This is a genomic window from Nostoc sp., from assembly GCF_054880495.1.
This window is the reverse complement of the sequence record NZ_JBTYKD010000233.1, coordinates 1-21,533: the sequence shown is the minus strand read 5'-3', so window position 1 is coordinate 21,533 and position 21,533 is coordinate 1. Positions and strand designations below refer to the sequence as shown.

The following is a 21,533-nucleotide window of genomic DNA, read 5'->3' as shown; positions in this document are numbered from 1 at the left end:
TGAGTTCTCTAATTACTTTACAGCTATTTTCAGGTAAATAGACTACGCAGTAAAGGCACAGCAATGCTCATTGATGTCAACTTAAATAATTCGTAATTCGTAATTAACAGGACTAGTCCTTTCAAGGTGACAAACGAAGATACGTTGTTCCAGTGCTACCACCTTGAATCCTCCGCTCAGATTTGGGGATTTTTGAAGGTCGAAATAACCAATCTTCGTTCCAAATTTCACCACCTTGAAAGGGCTATTAACAGGACTAGTCCTATTTTACTTAGTTTGAAAGATATTTTGTACCATTTTTTTGTCTGCATTCTCCGCCGCCCTATCCAACTCTGCAATCTCACTGGCGTCTAATTGCCAACCCAATGCACCAATATTCTCCCTCGCCTGTTCCACACTCTTTGCTCCAGGGATAGGAATGGTTCCTTTACAGATGCACCAATTAATTGCTACCTGTGACATGGTTTTGTTTCTAGACTGTGCCACCTCTTGCAAACATCCCAAAAGCGATGCCTGCGCCTGGCTACGCCTACGCATTCCTGCTAATATTTGTCTAAACAGTAGACCTCGGATGCCTTTGGGCAAAAGACCTTGTTCAGAGTATTTTCCTGTCAGAAGTCCCAAAGCCAGAGGGCTGTAAGCAATCAATTTAATTCCCAACTCATCACAAAGGTCTTTGAGCTTTAATTGGGTGACAGGATATGTAGACAACAAAGAGTATTGAACTTGCAGAGTTGTAATCGGAACGCCTCGTGCAGCAAACTTTTTCTGCACTTGCTTAAGCTGTTTCGGGCCATAATTGGATAGTCCTACTCCCTTCACCAGTCGTTGCTCATACACATCGGCCAGACCATCTAACAGCCCTCCCTCTTGCCAAGGGGCATAATTCGCTGTAGACCAGTGCATTTGCACCAAATCTACGTTTTTTCCCAAGCGTTGGGCAGATGATTTGCAAGCCCTTACCATTGATTGACGTGTCCATCTCCAAGGGTAAGCAGCAAGCTTAGTAGCAATACAAATATTTTCTTTGCCTGAACCTAGATATTCTCCGTTGAATCGTCCCAAGAGTAACTCACTCCGACCATTCAATTTCCCAGTTCCGTAAGAATCACCTGTATCAAATAAAGTCACACCGTTGCTTACACAAAGGTTAAAGACCGCTTGCAACTGCTCATCCATGCTTTCGTCATATCCCCAAAGCAATTTGTTGCCCCAAGCCCAAGTCCCGCAACCCATGCTTGGGAGGGAGAGTTTTTGGAGAGTCTGCATATTTGCTCTTTGTAGATTGCATTATTAATTATCAGATATTAGGGACTGACAACAAATAAATTACCCAATCTTGTGGGATGGGTATCTTGCCATTGGTGTCAACTTGAGAAAAAATCTGCTTTGAGTACACGTTTTGCCCTCATCCCCTAACCATTAGAATATTGTCGGATTTGCAAGCAGCCAAGCTTTCTCAGTCCATGCGTTATTAAATAACCCAACCTCTGGCGCTTTTAATTCAAATGAATGAGGTGGTGATTGTAGCAATAAGGGTGAACCTTTATCATGAGCCTCAACTAAGTTAACTATCCAGGGAAGAAAATCTAAGATTTCTTTTGGTAGTACAGTTAACTCAAAATCCCACAGCAAATTAAGACCTCGGCATACTTGTCCTTTTTTTAACATTGTGACTCTACCAGCACTTTTGTTAATAGCCAGTCGAAGAATGAACGGGCGCAATGGCACAAATTCATCAGGTGCCGTATAAGCGTATACATTTACATAGTTTAGTTTTTGCCTACGATCCATCCAAGATGCGATCGGTGAATTACTACTATAAGATGTACCAGTTATAATCACCGGCATATTCATCGCAGCAGCAAAGTTAGAGTAAAACTGATGTCTTAGTTCGCTAACAATATGTTTAACTTCTGGGTTCATAGTTGTTACACCTATTACAAAAACGATACCTACCGGAAGCTACGCTAACGCATGGCTTCATCAGAGACAGTTATAATCTAATTGCGGAAACTTATCTGAATATTGCTTTGCGTTTGCACTTTTGCAGGGGCGTTTCAAACTGACGCTGCTTTCTAATATCTAGAAAAATCCCGCTTTGGATACTTCTGGCTTAAATCGAGGTAAGGCTGATTCAATCCCTTGACTTTCGCCTACGATTATTTGGGTCAGATTATATTTTTATCCAAAGCACAAAAAAAGGCAGACGCCTTGTCTGCCCTCAAGACTTAGAGTTAAATTTTTGGTTTTAGACCTTAATAGCGGTTAGAGGAGCCACCACCACTATAGTTTCCTCGTCTACCACCAGAGGAACCCCCGTCTATTTTCGGCTTCGCTTTATTAACTTTTAAGCTGCGCCCCATCCACTCAGCATTATTAAGGGCCTCAATCGCTGCTTCTTCTTGTGCGTCTGATTCCATTTCTACAAAACCAAAACCTCTCACCCTACCTGTTTCTCGGTCGATAGGCAATTGAACATTTTTGACAGTTCCGTATTCTGCAAAGACCTGCCGGAGGTCATCTTCTTTAACCTCATAAGATAGATTACCGACGTAAATTGACATAGAAGGTCTCCAGAATCAGAGGGTGTAGAGATTTACATCCGGAGAGGTCTGTAATACAAGTATATATAAAAACAAACTACACAGCCGAATTCAATCTTTCATACCTAGTTTAACATAAATTTAGAGGTTATATTCATAAGCAACATTATACTTATCTGTTAAGCTAAATACTTAGACAGTTGGCAAAACTGCTTTAAAATCAACCTACCAGCGATCGCCTGAAATTTAATAGTCACCAAAAAATTCAATCACTAAATATTTTCTGCTCAGAGAATATTAGTAATTTATCAATTTTATTCACTCAAAATTTTGAGAAAGTGCAATTAAATGAAACCAGTGCGATCGCTTGTAACATAAAATTAATCTCCATCCGGCATTTGCTAACACCTTGACGCCCATGTATTGCGACTACCTGATCCAAATCCTGACTGCCCGTGTGTATGATGTTGCCCAGGAGACACCACTAGATTATGCCCCAAATTTGTCTGCGCGGCTGAATAATCAACTCCTGCTGAAACGTGAGGATATGCAGTCAGTATTTTCCTTTAAACTGCGGGGTGCTTATAACAAAATGGTGCAATTGCCACCAGAGATATTGGCAAAGGGTGTCATCGCGGCATCTGCGGGGAACCATGCTCAGGGAGTCGCTCTTGCAGCCCAACGTTTGGGAACTAAAGCGATTATCGTCATGCCAATAACCACACCCCAAGTCAAGGTAGACGCAGTGAGAATGAGGGGCGGAGTAGTCGTTTTACATGGAAACACCTACGACGATGCTTATAGCTATGCCCGTGAATTAGAAGTGGAAAAAGGATTGACCTTTATTCATCCCTTTGATGATCCCCATGTGATTGCTGGACAGGGAACAATCGGGATGGAAATTTTACGGCAATATCAGCAACCCATCCATGCGATTTTTGTGGCAATTGGAGGAGGCGGATTAATTTCTGGTATTGGGGCTTATGTGAAACGGTTGCGTCCGGAAATCAAGATTATTGGCGTTGAACCAGTAGATGCTGATGCGATGTCTCAATCGCTGAAAGCCGGACATCGGGTGCGTTTGTCCCAAGTGGGGTTATTTGCTGATGGTGTAGCGGTGCGGGAAGTAGGGGAAGAAACCTTCCGTTTGTGTCAGCAGTATGTAGATGAAATTATTCTGGTGGATACAGACGCTACTTGTGCGGCGATTAAAGACGTGTTTGAGGATACGCGATCTATTTTAGAACCAGCCGGTGCATTAGCGATCGCAGCTGCCAAAGCCTACGTAGAACGAGAACAAATTGAGGGACAAACCTTAATTGCGATCGCCTGCGGTGCAAACATGAATTTTGATCGCCTCCGCTTTGTGGCAGAACGGGCAGAGTTCGGCGAACGCCGCGAAGCGATCTTTGCAGTCACAATTCCTGAAGAACGGGGAAGTATTCGCCAATTTTGTGAATGTATTGGCAACCGTAATCTTACCGAGTTTAATTATCGCATTGCCGATGAAAAAACAGCCCATATTTTTGTCGGTGTGCAAATTCAAAACCGTGCCGATGCTGCAAAGATGGTAGAAACCTTTGAAGCTCAAGGATTTGAAACTCTTGATTTAACGGACGACGAACTAACTAAATTACATCTGCGGCACATGGTAGGTGGACACTCTCCCCTGGCTCACAATGAATTGCTCTACCGTTTTGAGTTTCCCGAACGTCCCGGCGCATTGATGAAATTTGTTACTTCCATGAATCCTGCCTGGAATATTAGTCTTTTTCACTACCGCAACAACGGCGCAGACTACGGGCGAATCATTGTCGGTATCCAGGTTCCTCCCCACGAGATGCAAGAGTGGCAAGCTTTTCTCGATCACCTGGGCTATCGCTATTGGGATGAAAATAAGAATCCGGCATACAAGCTGTTTTTGGGATGAGGGGGTTAAATAATTCGTAATTTGTAATGACGCTCGTTCGCCTTTGGCGTCTCCCCTTGGGAGAAGACTCGCTAACGCTACGCTAACGTAATTCGTAATTAAAGACATTTTCAGACGTTCGCGTAGCGTCTGGCAGAGAAGAGAAGTGCCTTGCGGGGGTGGAGGAGTTTGTGGCAACTTCGGGGGATTTAAACCCCGACTGAAACTGATCGGAGGCGGAGTGGCTCCGACTCCGCGCTACGTGTAATGGTTGGGGTCTTAAACCCTTTTATTTACGATAAGGAGGACAAGGAAAATAACGATGTCCAATGCCCCATGCCCCATGCCCCATGCTCAATACTTCTCTTCTTAGGCTGCGCCAACGACTTCGCTACTTCTCTTCTTAGGCTGCGCCAACGACGCCGCTCAGTACAAGTCAGTACAAGTGCCCAATGCCCAATTTATCGAGACAATATCAAATTCGAGTCCCAAGTATAGAAGCCAATTTGGTCAGGAACTCTAGAGAATCTGCCTGTCCGATAGCCTCTAGATAATTCATTCAGCACCTTATTTTTGATCTTTCTAACTTGCTGAGAATCTATTTCTCCATAAATTCCGGCGATGACTTCAGCGACGCTGAAAACTTTACCGGAATTTTTTTCTAACAGAGAGGTGAGGGCATCAATTAAGAATTGACCCTCAAAGGCTTTGAGCATTGGTACTGTTTTTGTCGGGGGTACGAAAGCTTTCTTCTTTTTGTTTTTGATGCTTTTATAAGCATTATTGCCATTACTTGGGGCTACTAAACTTAAATCCAGAGTATAACAACCTGGCTCATCGGGAATAGTTACCCAGTAATTTCTTTCTCTGCCTTGGGTGAGGGAAGATTGAACCCTACCTTTAACTACTTTGAATAAATTAGAATCTAACTCTCCATAAAGCGATCGCACGATAAAATCGATATGACAGACAGTGCCTATTTCCTCAAGCAATAGCTGTTTTATGGCTTCCATTCGTGAGAGAGCGTGCTGATATTGAGGTAGCATGGGAATTTCCGCCACCCCCGTTGAACTATCGTTGTTCTCTGTGGGTGTCTCTATATCTGGCGATCTAGCTAGAGGTTGACTCTCTTTTGTATCAACAGCAGAAAAGGAATTATCTATGGCAACCAAGTCTTTGTCTTTTCGTTCTGACTGTGCAGACTCCACCAAGTTGATTTCGTCGATGTCATCAAGGGGTGATAAAAACCGCAGAGAACCTACTTGGGGAAGATTTGAGGTTTCATCAGCCGCCGTCACCTTTGATATCTGCTTGTTGGCATCAGCAAAAGACCAGTTAGACAATAACGCTTCTACATGATCGAGCTGAATTCGCGCCTGCACAAAGAGGCGTTCATACTCTTCTGTAAGGCGAACATAATAGTCTCGTAATTCCAACAGTGGTGAGAGAAAGCTGCCCGCAGGTAGTTCTAATTGTCCATTTTGAGTCATAAGGGTTCAATTAATTTAAATCGATGTCACTTTTATAAGACATTGCTCTGGGTTTGGCTTTGTGAGGTGTTGGCTGGGATTTCTTCGGCGGTTGGGGAGGGCGACATCTCTCACAATATAAAGGTCGAGGTCCGAAAGTCTCGCGTTTGGTCGCTTCGTTACACTCTTTACAGACAAAGTTGAAAACACGAGTATGAATCTGTCTTTGGTGCGCCCTGACAGTATATTCCCTAACATCAACGAATTTACTTGCCATAATCAGGAATTGTGAATTGCCGTCGGATGAACGTCTTATCAATATAGCTATTCAAGCAAATCCAAGTGCATCAGTGTGTGTTTATGTAGAAGTTTTATTCAAATCAGTGAATTTGACGCCTAGCATAAAGTCCAGATGAGCAACTTGATAGTTAGCCATTGACTATCCTTTCAGCATATAATTGATGATGAGCAAAGACTACTACCATTCTTTAGGTGCAGGCGATTTTCATCCCCCTGATCAGGAAAATTGGGGATGGGAAATTAGGGAAGTATTCACTTCCACTTCTATTGATTGGCAAATCGGGCGATCGCCAATGTGTTTAATTGCCCTTGATAAAATTACCCCACTCCTAACCCCTCTTCCTGATGATATAGGGGTGATGCTTAAGGTCGCCATTCCGATCCAAAGAAAAACCGCCTCCTAAAAACAGGAAGCGGTGCGATCGCTAATCAAAGTATGATTCCAGTAAGTTTTGTCGCTCTACTGCTGACTGGGAGTAGCAGGCGGTGCAGCAGGTTGCGATTGAGGTTGTGGGCGTAAACGGCGTAAAGACTCCCGCAACTTGTTCTGGCTGGTGTTTTCTCCTTGCTGCCGCCGAGTTGGGGTTGCTTGTGGCTGTTGTGATGAATCGTTACCCGCTCGTTCACGTTGGATGCGGCGTAAGGAGTCTCTGGCACTTCCTTGAGGGCGATTTATCCTCGCTTCAGATGATGAGCCTGCGGTAATAATTTCTCGTCTTTCAGGTTCCAACCGTCTACTCAATCCAGATATTGCTGGTCTTGTGGCTGTAGCTTCATTAGATGGGGGTGTCAACTCTCTGCGCCGCCGTCTTGGATTTTCGGGTGTGGAGTTAGCAGCAGCTGCTGCCTGCTGGGTTTTCTCTTCTGCTTCTCTTTGTGCTTGCCGTTCTTGAACTTGGCGCGATCGCCGTGAACCTTTTATGGCAAATTCAGTGGCGATCGATACTCCTTGTCTACCACCTTCTGCGGGTTTTAATTTCCACTCACGCGCTTGTCTGGCGGTTTCTTCATCTAATTCGCGGTTTCCACTGGAGTGAGCAATCCGCACATTGGTAACATTGCCTTGTGAGTCAGTATCTACAGCTACTTCTACTCTGCCTTCGACTCCTCGTCGTCTTGCGGCATCAGGATACTTGGCACTGCATTCGCGGCAGGCTGCACGACCATTAACATTACCATTACCATTACCTGAACTGTTAATTGTTGGAGGTGTTGGCACTGTTGGCGCTGTAGCTACTGTCGGACGGTTTCCTACTCCACTGCCAGTTCCTGAGCCAATTCCTGAACCTCTACCACTGCCAATTCCTGAGCCAATTCCTGAACCTGTACCTGAACCTGAACCTGTACTTAAAGCAACACCAGAGCCAGAGCTACCAGAGTTATCTGTCAGGACTGGACTACCACCGCCACCACCGCCACCGCCGCTCACAGGTTCAACAGTTTTCACCGGGACTTCTGCCTTGGGAGCAATTTCCCTATTTGTTGGTTGTGGGTTTTGAGTAGTTTGTCTTGGTTGTTCTTGAACTGGCCGAATCTGAGTAGTTTGTTTTGGTTGTTCTTGAACTGGCTGAATTTTTGGTCTTTCAATCAATTCTTGTACTGGTTTTTGTACTGGTGGAGTTTCTCTAGGCTGTTTTTGAACAATTTCTGGTTCTTTTTTGGGTTTTTCTGGAATTTTTTCAAGTGGTTTTTCTGGTTCGGCAGTCGGAGAATCTATGATCGCCACCTCTATTGGTTGATCTTCTGCTGTGGGCACTCTCGTCAAATAATTACCTATGCCTGAGGACAGTACGCCGATATGCAGCGCCAGTGAACCTATCAGACTGTAAGTCAGAAAAGACTTGAGAGCCTCAACTTCTTTGGAACGTTGCTCGACAGTAGTGCCGGAAAAACTCATAGCTATTGCTACCTATTCTCACTAATTTAGCCATCTTAGAATGCATGGTTGCAAATATCAAGTAAAAAATTAAAATTATTTCGGGCAGTGTTACCGAACAGCATACTACTCCAAAAAATATCTTTGGAAATTCCCGTTTACTATCATGATTTCTAGATAAAATTATTTTTTTTGTGTGTTTATTAAATTAATTTATAGAAAACCAAAAAAGATTAAACAAAAATAATGATGATTAGATTTGAAAAATGTATAATTATATCTTAAACTTTATTGACAAAAAGTTTCATTTTCCCCTTAATTCTGTTAGTCTGATTTTGTATTGTTGATGACGTTTAAAGGCACTACATGGGAATTCAGAATTTGTTTGCAGCAGGCGGTGTGGTCATGTTGCCCCTACTGTTGTTTTCGGTGTTAGCAGGGGCACTAATGATTGAGCGGGCGAAGTTTTGGCTACAGATTGGTAAGCGTCAAAACCGGGTGGTGCGAGAGGTTTTAAATCTTTATCGACTTGATAATGTCGTTAGTGCTGTTGATAAGCTGCAAAAAAATGTAGATTTACCTATAGCACGCATTTTTCTGGCTGGACTACAGCTAGAAAGACCGACTCCAGAAAAATTTCGTTTGGCTTTGAAAAGCGAGGCGCAAGCAGAAATCCCTATACTCAAGCGGTTTCAACCTGTATTTGACACCATTATCGGTTTAGCGCCTCTGTTGGGACTTCTTGGTACAATTTTAGGATTAATTCGCTCATTTGCTGGACTGAATGTTGGTGATGTCGGAGCTAGTAAAACTGGTGCAGTCACTGCTGGTATTAGTGAAGCTTTAGTTGCTACCGCCTCAGGATTGATCGTGGCTATCTTTGTGCTTTTAGGAGCCAGCATCTTCCGGGGACTATACCAGCGACAGATAACAATGATTCAAGAGTACGGCGGACAGCTAGAAATACTGTTCCTCGATCGCTATGACCAACATGATCGCCATGAACAACAGGAGAAGTCTTATGGATCTAGATGAGAATGAACCAGATTTAGCACCATTTATAAATGTAGTACCTCTGATTGATGTAATGTTTGCCCTTTTGACATTTTTTATTATGTCAACCCTGTTTTTAACCCGCTCAGAAGGATTGCCAGTAAATCTACCGAAGGCAGCCACGGCGAAAGAACAGCGAATTCCTACTAAAGTTACGATCACGGTAGATGAAAAAGGTCAGATAAGCCTAAACCGCGATCCAATAGCAGTTAATGATTTAGCAGCGAAAGTGCGGACTTTAGTTGGTTCTAACCCAGATGCATTGGTAATTATTAATGCTGATCAAAAAGTCTTGCACGGTGAGATAGTCGGGATAATGGATCAAGTACGTCAGGTGAAGGGAGCAAGGTTAGCGATCGCTACTCAAAGACAATAAGTATAAATATTGTACATCAGAAGTTCAGTGAGTCAGGAACATTCTATATTCTGACTCCTAACTCCTTCTTGTATGATGATTACAGTGGCGATGTCTACTACCAGCTAGGCTTACGCATCCGCAATCCTGGAAATATAAGTTTAAATCAGATCCCCGACTTCTCTAAGAAGTCGGGGATCTCGTTGTTTACGAACTTTGAAGTCCGAATTGCATCATCTATTGCAACTAGTTGCGCTGATTTCCCATAAGCTTTGAACTCAAAAACAAGCATCGTTTTACCTCCTACCTTATACTATCCTAATTGGTATAAAGTAGGAGGTATAGTAAGCAAATTCCAGCATTGGATTTAAATCGCGTCTATCTTGAAACCTGTAGTTCTTTGGTGATGAAAAGGATTTGCCCTCAACCCCTTCTCCCAAATCTGGGAGAAAGGGAGCCAGAATTTCAAAGTCCCTCTCCCAGATATGGGAGAGGGATTTAGGGTGAGGGCAAAAACTACGGTTTTCAACTTAGATAAGGTTTAATTGAGGCATTGCTCACAAGTTATAAACATTTGGGACATGAAGGTAAAAGTTTAACTATTACGCCGTAAGTCTCCCACTGAATTTGGTACTCCAAATCAGTGGCGAGATATAAGGTGGTTGATGAGGATTGCATCTAATATTAATTTTTTTGCACAGCAAAGACAAATATTAGATGTATGACGAATCAACAATTATTTTCTTTTAGCAGCTTACCACAAATTATATATCATGCTAGGATAGATATTATCAAGGAGGTGATGTTAAGTGTTGCGACAGGTAGTACAAGTCCGTTTATATCCGTCACAAGAACAGCAAATGCAATTGGCTCAAGCTTTTGGTTGCGCTCGTTGGTGGTGGAATTATGCCCTAAATAAATCTATCGAGACTTATAAGGAAACAGGCAAAGGACTTACACGTGCATCGCTCAACACACTTCTCCCAGCGCTCAAAAAATCTGTTGATACGATTTGGTTAGCTGATTGTTATAGTCAAGTTTTACAGGCTACAACACTTAATCTAACCACGGCGTACAAAAACTTTTTTGATAAACGTGCTGGATTTCCTAAATTCAAATCTAAACATGGTAAACAGTCTGTTCAGTATCCTCAAAACGTATTGATTGTGGATGGCGATGTCAAGTTCCCTGGCAATATAGGGATAGTCAAAGCCAAAATACACAGGACGATTGAGGGGAAAATCAAAACTGTTACTGTGAGTAAAACGCCTTCAGGTAAATATCTTGCATCTATCTTGACTGAGGTAGAGGGTGAAAATCCTGTTATTACATTCGGGAAGATTTACGGGATTGACTTAGGACTGAAACATTTTGCAGTTGTTACCGACGGGGAAAAAGTATCTTTTTACGATAATCCTAAGCATCTTGCAAAACATGAAAAAAATCTCAAGCGCAAGCAAAAGAAATTAGCACGTAAACATTGCAGTGCCGGAAGTTGCACCAAATGCAGTGATTAAACATTTTGCTGAGATTTATATAAACACACTTGACCCTCCTTTAGATGAGAAAACCACAAAATTAATTTATCAAGCATCTGAGCAATATATTATTAACTACCATAAGCGCCATAACAAGTTACAAATATTGGGAATGCAACAGCCTGTAGATTTGGATTCAATCTACATAGCTGTACAATATTTACAGCTAAGTGATATTTGGCGATTGGAATCAATTGAAGCTTTAGATAATCTTTTTTGCGAAGCTGGAAAACGCGGATTTCAGCCTGAAGATGTTAATCAGCAAGAAGGGATTAAAGTTGTAAATCAGCAGCAATATCTGATGGTACTTGGGGCAGCAGGTGCAGGCAAGTCTACATTTTTGCGGAAGATCGGATTAGAAGCACTCAAGGGAAAATCTGGTGAATTACAACATGAATGTATTCCGGTTTTCATTGAATTAAAACTATTGACTGATAGAGAAATTAATCTTGAAGAAGCTATCAAGCAAGAAATGCAGTTGTGTCAGTTGCCCTTTGAAACAGAATTTACTACCAAAGCCTTACAACAAGGTAAGTTATTAATTTTGCTAGATGGTTTGGATGAAGTACCAAGCGTAAACAGGGATTTATTAGTTAGGGAAATTCAAATTTTTCTTGAGCAATACAAAGAAAATAGGTTTATTATATCTTGCCGGACTGCTGCTTATAAATCGCAGTTCAGGAATTTGATGGAAATTGCAATCGCAGATTTTGATGATGCTCAAATTCAGCTGTTTATTCAAAATTGGTATTCTTCAGAGGTAGATAGAAAAGCCGGAACTGCTGATAATTGCTGGGGGTTAATTAAAACCCAAGAATCAACTAAAGAGTTAGCTAAAACTCCGGTATGGTTAAGTTTTCTCTGTTTGGTGTATGCGGAATCTCAAGACTTACCTAAAAACCGAGCTACGGTTTACAGTGATGCTCTGGATATATTGCTCAAAAAATGGGCGGCGGAAAAATCCCTTCAAACCTCTCCCCTTTCTCGTCAGCTTGACATCGATTTAGAGAAAATTATCCTAACTGAGATTGCATATCACACCTTTAAATCACAACGCCTATTCTTATCTCACCAAGAACTTGTGAGTCAAATAAAAGAGTTTCTGCACAATAACGACAATGCACCCAAAGATTTAGACGTCGAGGCAATTGTCGATATTATAACTATTCAGCAGGGAATTTTAGTAGAAGGAGCAAGGGAAATCTACTGGTTTTCTCATGTGACACTACAAGAATATTTAACAGCACAATATATTGATGACTATCGTCAAGTTGAGAAATTAGTTACTGAACATCTTATAGATAGACGTTGGAAAGAAGTGTTTTTACTGGTAGCTGGGTTAATGCGGGGTGGTGGAGATGAGCTACTGTTGTTGATGGAAACCGAAGTACAAAAATACATTAATACACCGAAGTTGGAAGCGTTATTAAACTGGGCAGAACAGGTAACAGTTGGATCTGAAGGTAATTATCAGCCTGTGAGTAAACGTGCAGCTGCGATCGCCATCGCTAACGCCATCGCCAACGCCAACGCCATTGCTAATACTAACGCCATCGCCTACGCCTATGCTAACGCCATCGCCTACGCCTACGCTAACGCCTACGTCTATACCAGAGCCTACGTCTATGCCAGAGCCTATACCAACGCCAGAGCTTATGCCTATGCCTACGCGATCGCCTACGCCAACGACATCGCCAATGTCAACGCCAACGACATCACCAAAGCGATCAATTACTCTCGTGAACTTGGAAAATTAAAAATCTTTAATAACATCAACTTTACTGTGCTGATTGCTCAACTAGAAGCACTCAGAGCTAAAGTTACTGATGATCAACAACTACAAAAACCGCATCTGGTATTTGCTGAACACCTCCAAAAAACTTTATTTATTGCTTTTAATCTCACACAAGAAATGGTCAACTTATCTGAGGAAGAAGTGAAAGCACTCGGCGATTATCTCTACGCTAATCATCTTATTATTCAGTGTAAACAAGCAGCAGTGCGGGTGTCGCCCGAAACCTGGGAAGCGATTGAGGCGCGAATGTTGTTGGTTCCAAGTGGTTAGGGACTGACAAATAAAAAAATACTCAACTACTTCTTGTGGGGTGGGCGTCTCGCCCGCCCTAAGCCAAAGGCGGGCAAGATGCCCACCCCACAAGATTGGGTATGCTAAAACTTCAACTTTTGTTATCAATGCTCTAGTTGTAGTTACTATAACTCCAGTTATTATAAGTAAAATAGAAGCTGTTGTTACGACAACTTCAACTTTTGTTATGAATGCTCCAGATGTAGTTAGAAAGGTTGCAACTGTTGTAACAAACCCTGAAGCTGTTGTGATTACCGAAAGTCTTGTAGCTAGGAATGCACAAGTTGTTGTTTTTCATCTTCACTCACATATTATCGAATACTAATTTAAGATGCATACCATTCAAAAAAAGTCAATAAAAAAAGGCTGGGCAGGTGCGATACTTTCGGTGAGCTTCGCTAACGCTGAATCGGCAAAAGAATTTCCTCTTACGCAACTACCAATTCTTTCTGGCAAAATCCCAGATGGTTTGCGTGGTACACTTTACCGCAATGGTCCGGCACGGCTAGAACGCGGTGCCATTCACATGGGACACTGGTTTGATGGAGATGGGGCGATTCTGGCTGTAAATTTTACCGAAGGTATCGCAACCGGGGTTTATCGCTACGTGCAAACCTCTGGCTATCAAGAAGAAGCCGCAGCAGGTAAACTACTCTATGGCAATTATGGCATGACTGCACCAGGACTAATTTGGAATCAATGGCAAAAGCCCATCAAAAATGTTGCCAACACTTCTGTCTTAGCACTTCCAGATAAACTTTTGGCGTTGTGGGAAGGTGGTAAACCCTACGCCCTCGATTTACAAACTTTAGAAACTTGGGGCGAAGATGATTTAGAGGGGTTAACTAAAGGATTAAGCTATTCTGCACATTGTAAACGTGACAAGCAAACAGGGGAGATTTTTAACTTTGGCATCAGCCCTGGACTAAATGCGACGCTTAATATTTACAAAAGTGATCCGACTGGCAAAATTATCCAACAAGCCGCATACCAGCTAGATGGTGTACCATTGGTACATGATTTTGTTTTAGCAGGACAATATATTGTATTTTTCATTCCGCCAGTGCGGTTGAATGTTTTACCCGCGCTAATAGGGACAAACAACTATAGTAATTCGCTCAAGTGGCAACCTAGATTAGGAACTCAGATTTTAGTTATTGACAGGGTTTCCCTATCTGTGGTAAGTCGTGGAGAAACCGAACCTTGGTATCAATGGCATTTTGCTAACGGTTATGTAGATGCTAGCGGTTCAGTGATTGTGGATATTGCTCGTTATGAAGATTTTCAAACTAACCAATATCTCAAGGAAGTAGCGACAGGTGAGACTCACACCCCAGCTCAAAGTACACTAACGCGAGTTCATCTGCATCCCCAAACTGGCAAAGTTACGTCAATTCAGCAACTATTAAACCGACATTGTGAATTTCCGAATGTACCACAGCAAAACGTGGGGCAAGCTTCTGGGTACACATATATGTCAACATTCCGCTTAGGAACAGATATTAGCCAAGAACTAGTAAATGCGATCGCCCGCTTCGACTACAAAACCGAAACCCTCACCGAAGCAGACTTAGGAGAAAATCGCTATCCTTCCGAACCCATCCCCGCCCAAGACGCCCAAAACCCTGAACAAGGTTGGGTGCTAACCGTTGTCTACGATGGTAATTCTCATAGTAGCGAAATTTGGATATTTGATAGCGCTCGCCTAGACGCAGAACCAGTTTGCAAACTAGGATTACCCAACGTCATACCCCACAGCTTCCACGGCACATGGAACCCAGCCCAATAACCCCTCAGCGTTCCTCTGCGTTAAAAAACTATTGATCAGACATAATTAATCGCATCTAATCAATCAATGCAAGCTGCTAATTATATTGATATCGTAACATATCTAATGTGTTATCAATTTTTTCAGCTTGTTCTTTATTGGGTTTAATTTTGTATTGGTAAGATGTTTTCATTTTATTTCTTTGTTTTCGACCGCTAAATAGTATAACATAAATGTAAAGACGATGTAGAGATAAATGGATTTTTTCAGAGTATGAAGAAGAGAGTAGTATTTTAACACTATCCTCTATTCAATTTCAAATTCCTCTATCAGATATTTATGATAAAGTTGACTTTGAGGCTAAAGAATAACCTCACTCTAACTGGTTAACTAAGCAACATGACCACTTCTAAACGCCATTACCACATTACTACCTTCGGTTGTCAGATGAATAAAGCTGACTCAGAGCGCATGGCTGGCGTTTTGGAAGACATGGGCTTTGAGTCGTGCGAAGATCCGAATAATGCAGATGTGATTCTCTACAATACCTGCACAATTCGGGATAATGCCGAGCAAAAGGTATATTCCTACCTCGGCAGACAGGCGAAGCGTAAACATGAGCAGCCTAATTTAACCCTGATCGTTGCTGGTTGTGTTGCCCAGCAGGAAGGGGAAGCGCTATTGCGGCGAGTCCCAGAATTAGACTTAGTAATGGGACCACAACACGCCAACCGTCTTAAAGATTTGCTAGAGTCAGTGTTTGACGGCAACCAAGTTGTGGCAACCGATTCGGTTCATATTATTGAAGATATCACCCAGCCGCGACGAGATAGTAAAGTCACAGCTTGGGTAAATATAATTTACGGCTGTAACGAACGCTGCACCTATTGCGTCGTTCCGAACGTGCGCGGTGACGAACAATCTCGCACACCGTCAGCTATCCGGGCTGAAATAGAAGAATTAGGACGCCAAGGTTACAAAGAAGTTACTCTACTCGGTCAAAATATTGACGCTTACGGCAGAGATTTGCCAGGAACAACGCCAGAAGGTCGGCATCTGCACAACTTCACAGATTTACTTTATTATGTGCATGATCTGCCGGGGATTGAAAGATTAAGATTTGCTACTAGTCATCCTCGTTATTTTACAGAGAGATTAATTAAGGCTTGTGCTGAGTTGCCCAAAGTCTGCGAACACTTCCACATTCCCTTTCAATCTGGGGATAATGAACTTTTAAAGGCGATGTCGCGAGGTTATACCCATGAAAAATATCGCCGGATTATCGATACCATTCGGCGGTATATGCCAGATGCTTCAATTAGTGCTGATGCGATTGTCGGTTTTCCTGGGGAGACAGAAGCACAGTTTGAAAATACTCTCAAACTGGTGGAAGATATTGGCTTTGATATGTTGAATACAGCAGCATATTCGCCGCGTCCAGGGACACCTGCGGCTTTGTGGGACAATCAACTGAGCGAAGAAATTAAAAGCGATCGCCTGCAAAGGCTCAATCATTTAGTAAACTTGAAAGTAGCAGAGCGATCGCAACGTTACTTTGGACGCATTGAATCCGTTTTAGTAGAAGACCAAAATCCAAAAGATCAAACCCAGGTGATGGGACGCACTGGGGGTAATCGTCTGACATTCTTCAGTGGCGACATCAAAAAATTGCAAGGGCAGTTAGTAAAGGTAAAAATTACCGAAGTTCGCCCTTTTAGTTTGACAGGTGAACCAGTTGAAATCAAACAAGCCTTGTCTGTCTAAGAAAATGTTATGAACTAAAAATGTGATAAATCTTGCAATAATGCTTAAGTTGCAAGAAGTTTTTAGTCGTGTTTGTGAGAAAAGAAAATGTATTTTGATAGAATTCAATGGAGAAGAAAACCATGTTCATTTATTGGTAGACGCTCATCCAGACAACAACATTTCGCAACTGATTAGTTCTCTGAAATCTGCATCAAGCCGTATAGTTAGAAAAGAATTTGAAACTTATCTAAAACAGTTTTATTGGAAAAAAGAAGATCCTAGCTTTTGGACAGATGCATATTGTGTGATTTCAACAGGTGGCGCACCACTGGAAATAGTAAAAGAGTATATACGATCTCAAGAAAATCCGAAAAGCTAATGTTGTCAAAAACTCAACTGCCCTATCACCTGTTTTACCAAAGGTAATATGAGCGTGATAGGGCGTTTCGTTTTTGACTCGCTTACATCCCCACCCTATAGAGCAGGGCTGTTTCATCCCCTAAAAAGCGGTGGTTTACAAGCGTTTCAAGCAAAAAAATCAGGTAACTAGAAAATCTGATTAGACAAGGAAATGGCATTTGTACTTAAATTTATCCGTTGAACTGGTAATTTTTCTTTTTCCCACTTCCCTAAATTTATCGCTCATACTCTTGACAAAATCATGACCTTATCGAATGAAACAGCCCTGCCCTATAGAGGGATGGAGAATTACGCGAAACTGTTAATCATATTATCCCTCAGTTTTAATACTGAAACATTAAATCAATGCCTTATTTTATACTTTGGAATGTATACGTGTAAATACTAAAGGAAAGAATTACTGATATCAAAGTTTTACAATAATTATGAGTTTTAATACTAAACATACCCGATAAAAATTATCGGGTATGTTTGACTGGTATTTTTGCTCGTGTTACTATTCAGGCAATAGCGACAGAGAAACAGGGAAAGCTAGTTTATGACTCAGGCAATCACAACCCAAACCAAAGCCAGCACTGCCTACTTTCAAGCCTTGAAATGTAAGGAATGTGGTGCAGAATATGAACTCAAAGCCACTAATGTTTGTGAGTTATGCTTTGGGCCGTTAGAAGTTAAGTATGACTACAGCGCCCTACGGCTAACTGTCAGTCGTGAAACAATTCAAGCCGGTCCCAATTCAATTTGGCGCTACCGTCCCTTTTTGCCTGTCGCAACTGACAATGTTATAGATGTGGGAACGGGTATGACTCCCTTGGTTCGTTCCCACCGTCTTGCCCGCCGCCTGGGTCTAAATAAGCTTTATATAAAAAATGATGCCGTTAATATGCCCACCCTGAGCTTTAAGGATCGGGCAGTATCAGTTGCTCTGACTCGGGCGCGGGAATTGGGTTTTACCACTGTTTCTTGTTCAAGCACAGGTAACTTAGCAAATTCTACAGCTGCGATCGCAGCTCATGCCGGTTTAGACTGCTGTGTATTTATTCCCGCAGATTTAGAAGCCGGTAAAATTCTCGGTAGCCTAATCTATAGCCCTACCGTCATGGCTGTTCAGGGGAACTACGATCAAGTAAATCGCCTCTGTTCGGAAATTGCTAATACACACGGTTGGGGTTTTGTCAATATAAATCTCCGTCCCTACTACTCTGAAGGTTCTAAAACACTTGCCTTTGAAGTTGCAGAACAACTAGGTTGGGAATTACCCGATCACGTCGTTGTTCCCCTTGGTTCTGGTTCACTATTTACAAAACTTTACAAAGGTTTCAACGAATTTGTCGAAATCGGGTTGGTGGAAGGTAAAAAAGTCCGTTTTAGCGGCGCTCAAGCAGAAGGTTGTTCGCCCATCGCCCAAGCCTTCAAAGAAGGACGCGACTTTATTAAACCAGTCAAACCGAATACAATTGCGAAATCTATTGCGATCGGCAACCCAGCAGACGGCATTTATGCTGTAGAGTTAGCCCAGAAGACTGGCGGTAATATTGAATCAGTCAATGATGCAGAAATTATTGACGGCATCAAACTGCTGGCAGAAACCGAAGGCATCTTCACAGAAACAGCTGGTGGTACAACCGTTGCCGTCCTGAAAAAACTGGTAGAAGCTGGCAAAATTGATCCAGATGAAACTACCGTGCTTTACATCACCGGCAATGGTCTGAAAACACAGGAAGCTTTACAAGGCTACGTTGGCGAACCTTTGACAATTGATGCTAAAATAGATAGTTTTGAACGTGCTCTAGAGCGATCGCGTACTCTCGAACGCTTGGAATGGCAACAAGTCCTCGTTTAGTTATGAGTTATGAGTTTTTTATTCATAACTCCTGACTCCTGACTCCTAACTCCTAATTTTGTATTTCTATGGCTGTAAAAGTTTTAGTTCCTACGACTCTTCAGAGTTTTACTAATAATCAAGCTACTCTAGAATCCAACGGTAGCACCATTGCTGAATTGTTGGACTCCTTAGAGCAAAGCTTTCCTGGTATTAAATCGCGGTTGTGCGATGAAGAAGGCAAACTACGTCGATTTGTAAATTTTTACGTCGATAGCGAAGATATCCGCCATTTAGATGGTATTAATACAACCCTGAAAGATGGCGATGAAGTAAGTATTGTCCCAGCTGTCGCAGGTGGTTAATACAGAGAATAGCAATTGACACTCCCCAGCCATAAATGGCGGGGATTCCAGCGTCACTGACGTTCCTTGCTTTTACAGGTCTTCTCCCAAGGGGAGACGCCAAGGGCGATGCGACCAATAGAAGTAGAGGAAACATCTCGACTGGCGTTACTTTGGATCTGCCCAACCCTAGCGCTTGCACGACGTGACGTACCTACATCGCCTGAGTACAGGTCGGTGTAGGCTTCTCAGAGACTCTTCGATGAAGACATAATCTGAGCTTTAAGATCGTGCGTCCCACGATTCTTTATGTTTAGAGAAGCGTTCAAATCTCTGCACAAACTGACCTTACAATTAGGACAGTTATGGACTCTTTCAGATAGTACTTTTGTTACTTTTGTACCACAGATAGAACATTCTTGACTTGTACCATTTGGGTTTACAGCAATAACTCTCAGTCCAGCATTTTCGGCTTTGACGGTTAGTATTGAAATAAATTGACCCCATCCGGCATCGTTTATACTTTTAGCTAATCGTGTTTTAGCCAGTCCTTTTATATTTAGTTTTTCTACTGCAATAACATCATACTTTTTGAGTAAGTTGTTAGCAGTCTTGAAATGAAAATCTTTTCTCGTATCTGCTACTTTTTTATGTTGTGTAGCTAGTTTTTTAATCGCTTTCTTTCTTCTATTAGAACCCTTTTTTCTTCTATAAACTCTACGCTGTGCTGACTTAAGAGTGCGTTCGGCTTTACGTAAAAGTTTAGGAGCAGCAATTCGGCTATTATCCGATGCAACATAAAAATCGATTAACCCAACATCAATACCGACTATGTTATCTGAGTCAAAATCCGGCTTGACGGTCGGCACAGTTTTATCTTCTAAGCTCAAAGTCACATAGTAGCCATCTGCTTTTTTGGTAATAGATACGGTTTTAATCTCAAAGCCATCTGGTATTTGACGATGAACGATTACTTTGACAGCGCCTATTTTTGACAGTGTTATTTTAGCTTTTTGAAAATGCTCCTTTTTGAATTGTGGATAGGTGAAAGTTTTATATCGACCTTTGCTTTTAAATCTCGGTTTGCCACTACGCTTGCCGTTAGCATCTCCTTTTAGCCAACGGTCAAAAGCAATCTCAACTTTTTTTGGTACTTCTTGCAACACCTGAGAATGAATGTCTTTGTACCAAGGGCGGTCTTTTTTTAGTTGGGTTAGCGTTGCTTGTTGGCTAAAACGATTAGGTTTATCTTTTAGTTCAGGGATATGGCAAACAATTAGAGAACACCTATCAATAGGACAACGATTATTCTCATACCAATCAAACCTTTGAGCAAGCTGATAATTGTACTGACAACGTAACATATCTAAGGTATTGTCAATAATTTCAGCTTGCTTTTTAGTTGGTTTTAATCGGTACTGGTAGGATGTTCTCATTTTATTTTTTTTGTTTCGATCTATTGCTATGATAACTTAAATAATTCGTAATTCGTAATTCGTAATTCGTAATTAAAGACATTTTCAGACGGGGATTTAAACCCCGACTGAAACTGATCGGAGGCGGAGTGCCTCCGACTCCGCGCTACGTGTATACGTAGGGGTCTTAAACCCTTTTATTTACAATAAAGGATAGCCAATAAACACCCAGCATGAAAAATAAAAGACTAAGCCTAAGAATCAGCGAAAGAAGAATGATCCTCCTACAAACTTATGCTGCGACTAAGGACAAGACTATTACATCTTTAGTAGAAGACTGGATAGATTCTCTCAATTCAGAAAAAGTTCGTTCGTCATCGACCAACATTTCTAATTGAACTACGTTCAATACCGCTTGTTGGTCAACTCCTTACTCACGCGCATTCATCACAACACTGAATTGGGTACAATTTCAGTGTGAGACTTCTGCTGATTAAGTTAAAATTACTTTGGCAGCATTTACATCGTGTTGCTCAATATGTCCGCAATGTGAACAAGAATGTGTCCGAGTGCTTAAAGATTTCTGGACTCTGGCACCGCAATTACTACATTCCTGGCTGGTAAAATGGGGAGGAACTGCAATAATTTCCCGGACATACTTTTCTCCAAAGTATTCGAGCCACTGGCGAAAATTGTACCAAGAAGCGTCCGTTATGCTCTTGGCTAGTTTATGGTTTCTCACCAAGCCGGAAATATTTAAATCTTCCAAGACGACCTTAGCCTTAGCCAGGGTTACAGCAATTTTCAGGTAATTGAACCACAAACTGCGGTAGGCTGGGAAGGGAGTTATTGTTAGATCCGATGCCAATATCTTACTCAGGAGATT

General features: G+C 41.9%; 17 protein-coding genes and 4 pseudogenes. 11 read left to right on the top strand and 10 right to left on the bottom strand.

The window, feature by feature from the left end; all coding sequences use genetic code 11:
* Positions 1–267: 267 nt before the first annotated feature.
* The 4 genes and pseudogenes from ACYTXL_RS21965 to ACYTXL_RS21950 form a co-directional block, all read right to left on the bottom strand.
* Positions 268–1,269: an aldo/keto reductase gene (locus ACYTXL_RS21965; RefSeq protein ID WP_461926577.1), complete on the bottom strand. Its 1,002-nt coding sequence runs from the start codon at positions 1,267–1,269 to the stop codon at positions 268–270.
* Between the two features lie 153 nt (positions 1,270–1,422).
* Positions 1,423–1,926 carry a hypothetical protein gene (locus ACYTXL_RS21960; protein ID WP_461926576.1) on the bottom strand — a complete coding sequence of 168 codons (504 nt, stop codon included), beginning with the start codon at positions 1,924–1,926 and terminating at the stop codon, positions 1,423–1,425.
* A gap of 91 nt (positions 1,927–2,017) precedes the next feature.
* Positions 2,018–2,175 (bottom strand): annotated as a pseudogene (rpsU, locus tag ACYTXL_RS21955) (30S ribosomal protein S21).
* An 83-nt stretch (positions 2,176–2,258) separates the two neighbouring features.
* Positions 2,259–2,567 carry an RNA recognition motif domain-containing protein gene (locus ACYTXL_RS21950; protein ID WP_461926575.1) on the bottom strand — a complete coding sequence of 103 codons (309 nt, stop codon included), beginning with the start codon at positions 2,565–2,567 and terminating at the stop codon, positions 2,259–2,261.
* Between the two features lie 397 nt (positions 2,568–2,964).
* Between ACYTXL_RS21950 and ilvA the strand changes: the two genes are divergently transcribed.
* A complete protein-coding gene (gene ilvA, locus ACYTXL_RS21945) occupies positions 2,965–4,476 on the top strand; it encodes a threonine ammonia-lyase, biosynthetic (RefSeq protein WP_461926574.1) in 1,512 nt (503 codons plus the stop codon).
* A 440-nt stretch (positions 4,477–4,916) separates the two neighbouring features.
* Here ilvA and ACYTXL_RS21940 read toward each other — a convergent pair whose 3' ends face one another.
* Both ACYTXL_RS21940 and ACYTXL_RS21935 read right to left on the bottom strand, forming a co-directional pair.
* Positions 4,917–5,945 (bottom strand): hypothetical protein, encoded by a 1,029-nt coding sequence (locus tag ACYTXL_RS21940; RefSeq protein WP_461926573.1) that lies wholly within the window; start codon positions 5,943–5,945, stop codon positions 4,917–4,919.
* 10 nt (positions 5,946–5,955) lie between these two features.
* A complete protein-coding gene (locus ACYTXL_RS21935; RefSeq protein WP_461926572.1) occupies positions 5,956–6,201 on the bottom strand; it encodes a hypothetical protein in 246 nt (81 codons plus the stop codon).
* A 184-nt stretch (positions 6,202–6,385) separates the two neighbouring features.
* Between ACYTXL_RS21935 and ACYTXL_RS21930 the strand changes: the two genes are divergently transcribed.
* Positions 6,386–6,628 (top strand): hypothetical protein, encoded by a 243-nt coding sequence (locus tag ACYTXL_RS21930; RefSeq protein WP_461926571.1) that lies wholly within the window; start codon positions 6,386–6,388, stop codon positions 6,626–6,628.
* A gap of 56 nt (positions 6,629–6,684) precedes the next feature.
* Here the strand turns inward: ACYTXL_RS21930 and ACYTXL_RS21925 are convergent, their stop codons facing one another.
* Positions 6,685–8,121, bottom strand: a complete 1,437-nt coding sequence (locus ACYTXL_RS21925; RefSeq protein ID WP_461926570.1) for an energy transducer TonB — start codon at positions 8,119–8,121, stop codon at positions 6,685–6,687.
* Positions 8,122–8,466: 345 nt separating this feature from the next.
* On the opposite strand from ACYTXL_RS21925, the gene ACYTXL_RS21920 reads away from it, so the two are divergent.
* The 5 genes and pseudogenes from ACYTXL_RS21920 (at position 8,467) to ACYTXL_RS21900 (ending at position 14,921) form a co-directional block, all read left to right on the top strand.
* On the top strand, positions 8,467–9,135 hold the full coding sequence (locus ACYTXL_RS21920) for a MotA/TolQ/ExbB proton channel family protein (RefSeq protein WP_461926569.1): 669 nt from the start codon (positions 8,467–8,469) through the stop codon (positions 9,133–9,135).
* A complete protein-coding gene (locus ACYTXL_RS21915; protein ID WP_461926568.1) occupies positions 9,122–9,529 on the top strand; it encodes an ExbD/TolR family protein in 408 nt (135 codons plus the stop codon). The genes ACYTXL_RS21920 and ACYTXL_RS21915 overlap by 14 nt, the downstream gene beginning before the upstream one ends.
* 788 nt (positions 9,530–10,317) lie before the next feature.
* Positions 10,318–11,004 (top strand): annotated as a pseudogene (locus ACYTXL_RS21910) (RNA-guided endonuclease InsQ/TnpB family protein); the annotation flags it as partial.
* 13 nt (positions 11,005–11,017) lie between these two features.
* Entirely contained in the window at positions 11,018–13,111 is a 2,094-nt protein-coding gene (locus ACYTXL_RS21905; protein WP_461926567.1) for an NACHT domain-containing protein, read from the top strand.
* 352 nt (positions 13,112–13,463) lie between these two features.
* Complete coding sequence (locus ACYTXL_RS21900; protein ID WP_461926566.1) at positions 13,464–14,921, top strand: carotenoid oxygenase family protein; 1,458 nt, start codon at positions 13,464–13,466, stop codon at positions 14,919–14,921.
* 79 nt (positions 14,922–15,000) lie between these two features.
* Here the strand turns inward: ACYTXL_RS21900 and ACYTXL_RS21895 are convergent.
* Positions 15,001–15,093 (bottom strand): annotated as a pseudogene (locus tag ACYTXL_RS21895) (helix-turn-helix domain-containing protein); the annotation flags it as partial.
* A 206-nt stretch (positions 15,094–15,299) separates the two neighbouring features.
* Between ACYTXL_RS21895 and miaB the strand changes: the two are divergent.
* The 4 genes and pseudogenes from miaB (at position 15,300) to ACYTXL_RS21875 (ending at position 19,253) form a co-directional block, all read left to right on the top strand.
* Positions 15,300–16,664: a tRNA (N6-isopentenyl adenosine(37)-C2)-methylthiotransferase MiaB gene (gene miaB, locus ACYTXL_RS21890; RefSeq protein WP_461926565.1), complete on the top strand. Its 1,365-nt coding sequence runs from the start codon at positions 15,300–15,302 to the stop codon at positions 16,662–16,664.
* A gap of 22 nt (positions 16,665–16,686) precedes the next feature.
* A pseudogene (tnpA, locus tag ACYTXL_RS21885) lies at positions 16,687–17,025 on the top strand (IS200/IS605 family transposase); the annotation flags it as partial.
* Positions 17,026–17,604: 579 nt separating this feature from the next.
* On the top strand, positions 17,605–18,909 hold the full coding sequence (gene thrC, locus ACYTXL_RS21880; protein ID WP_461926564.1) for a threonine synthase: 1,305 nt from the start codon (positions 17,605–17,607) through the stop codon (positions 18,907–18,909).
* Between the two features lie 68 nt (positions 18,910–18,977).
* Positions 18,978–19,253, top strand: a complete 276-nt coding sequence (locus ACYTXL_RS21875) for a ubiquitin-like small modifier protein 1 (protein ID WP_292792418.1) — start codon at positions 18,978–18,980, stop codon at positions 19,251–19,253.
* Positions 19,254–19,480: 227 nt separating this feature from the next.
* On the opposite strand, the gene ACYTXL_RS21870 is transcribed toward ACYTXL_RS21875, so the two are convergent.
* Positions 19,481–20,668, bottom strand: a complete 1,188-nt coding sequence (locus ACYTXL_RS21870; protein WP_461926563.1) for an RNA-guided endonuclease InsQ/TnpB family protein — start codon at positions 20,666–20,668, stop codon at positions 19,481–19,483.
* A gap of 472 nt (positions 20,669–21,140) precedes the next feature.
* Positions 21,141–21,533, bottom strand: a 393-nt coding sequence (locus ACYTXL_RS21865; protein ID WP_461926562.1) for an RNA-guided endonuclease InsQ/TnpB family protein, incomplete at its 5' end; no start/stop codon positions are given.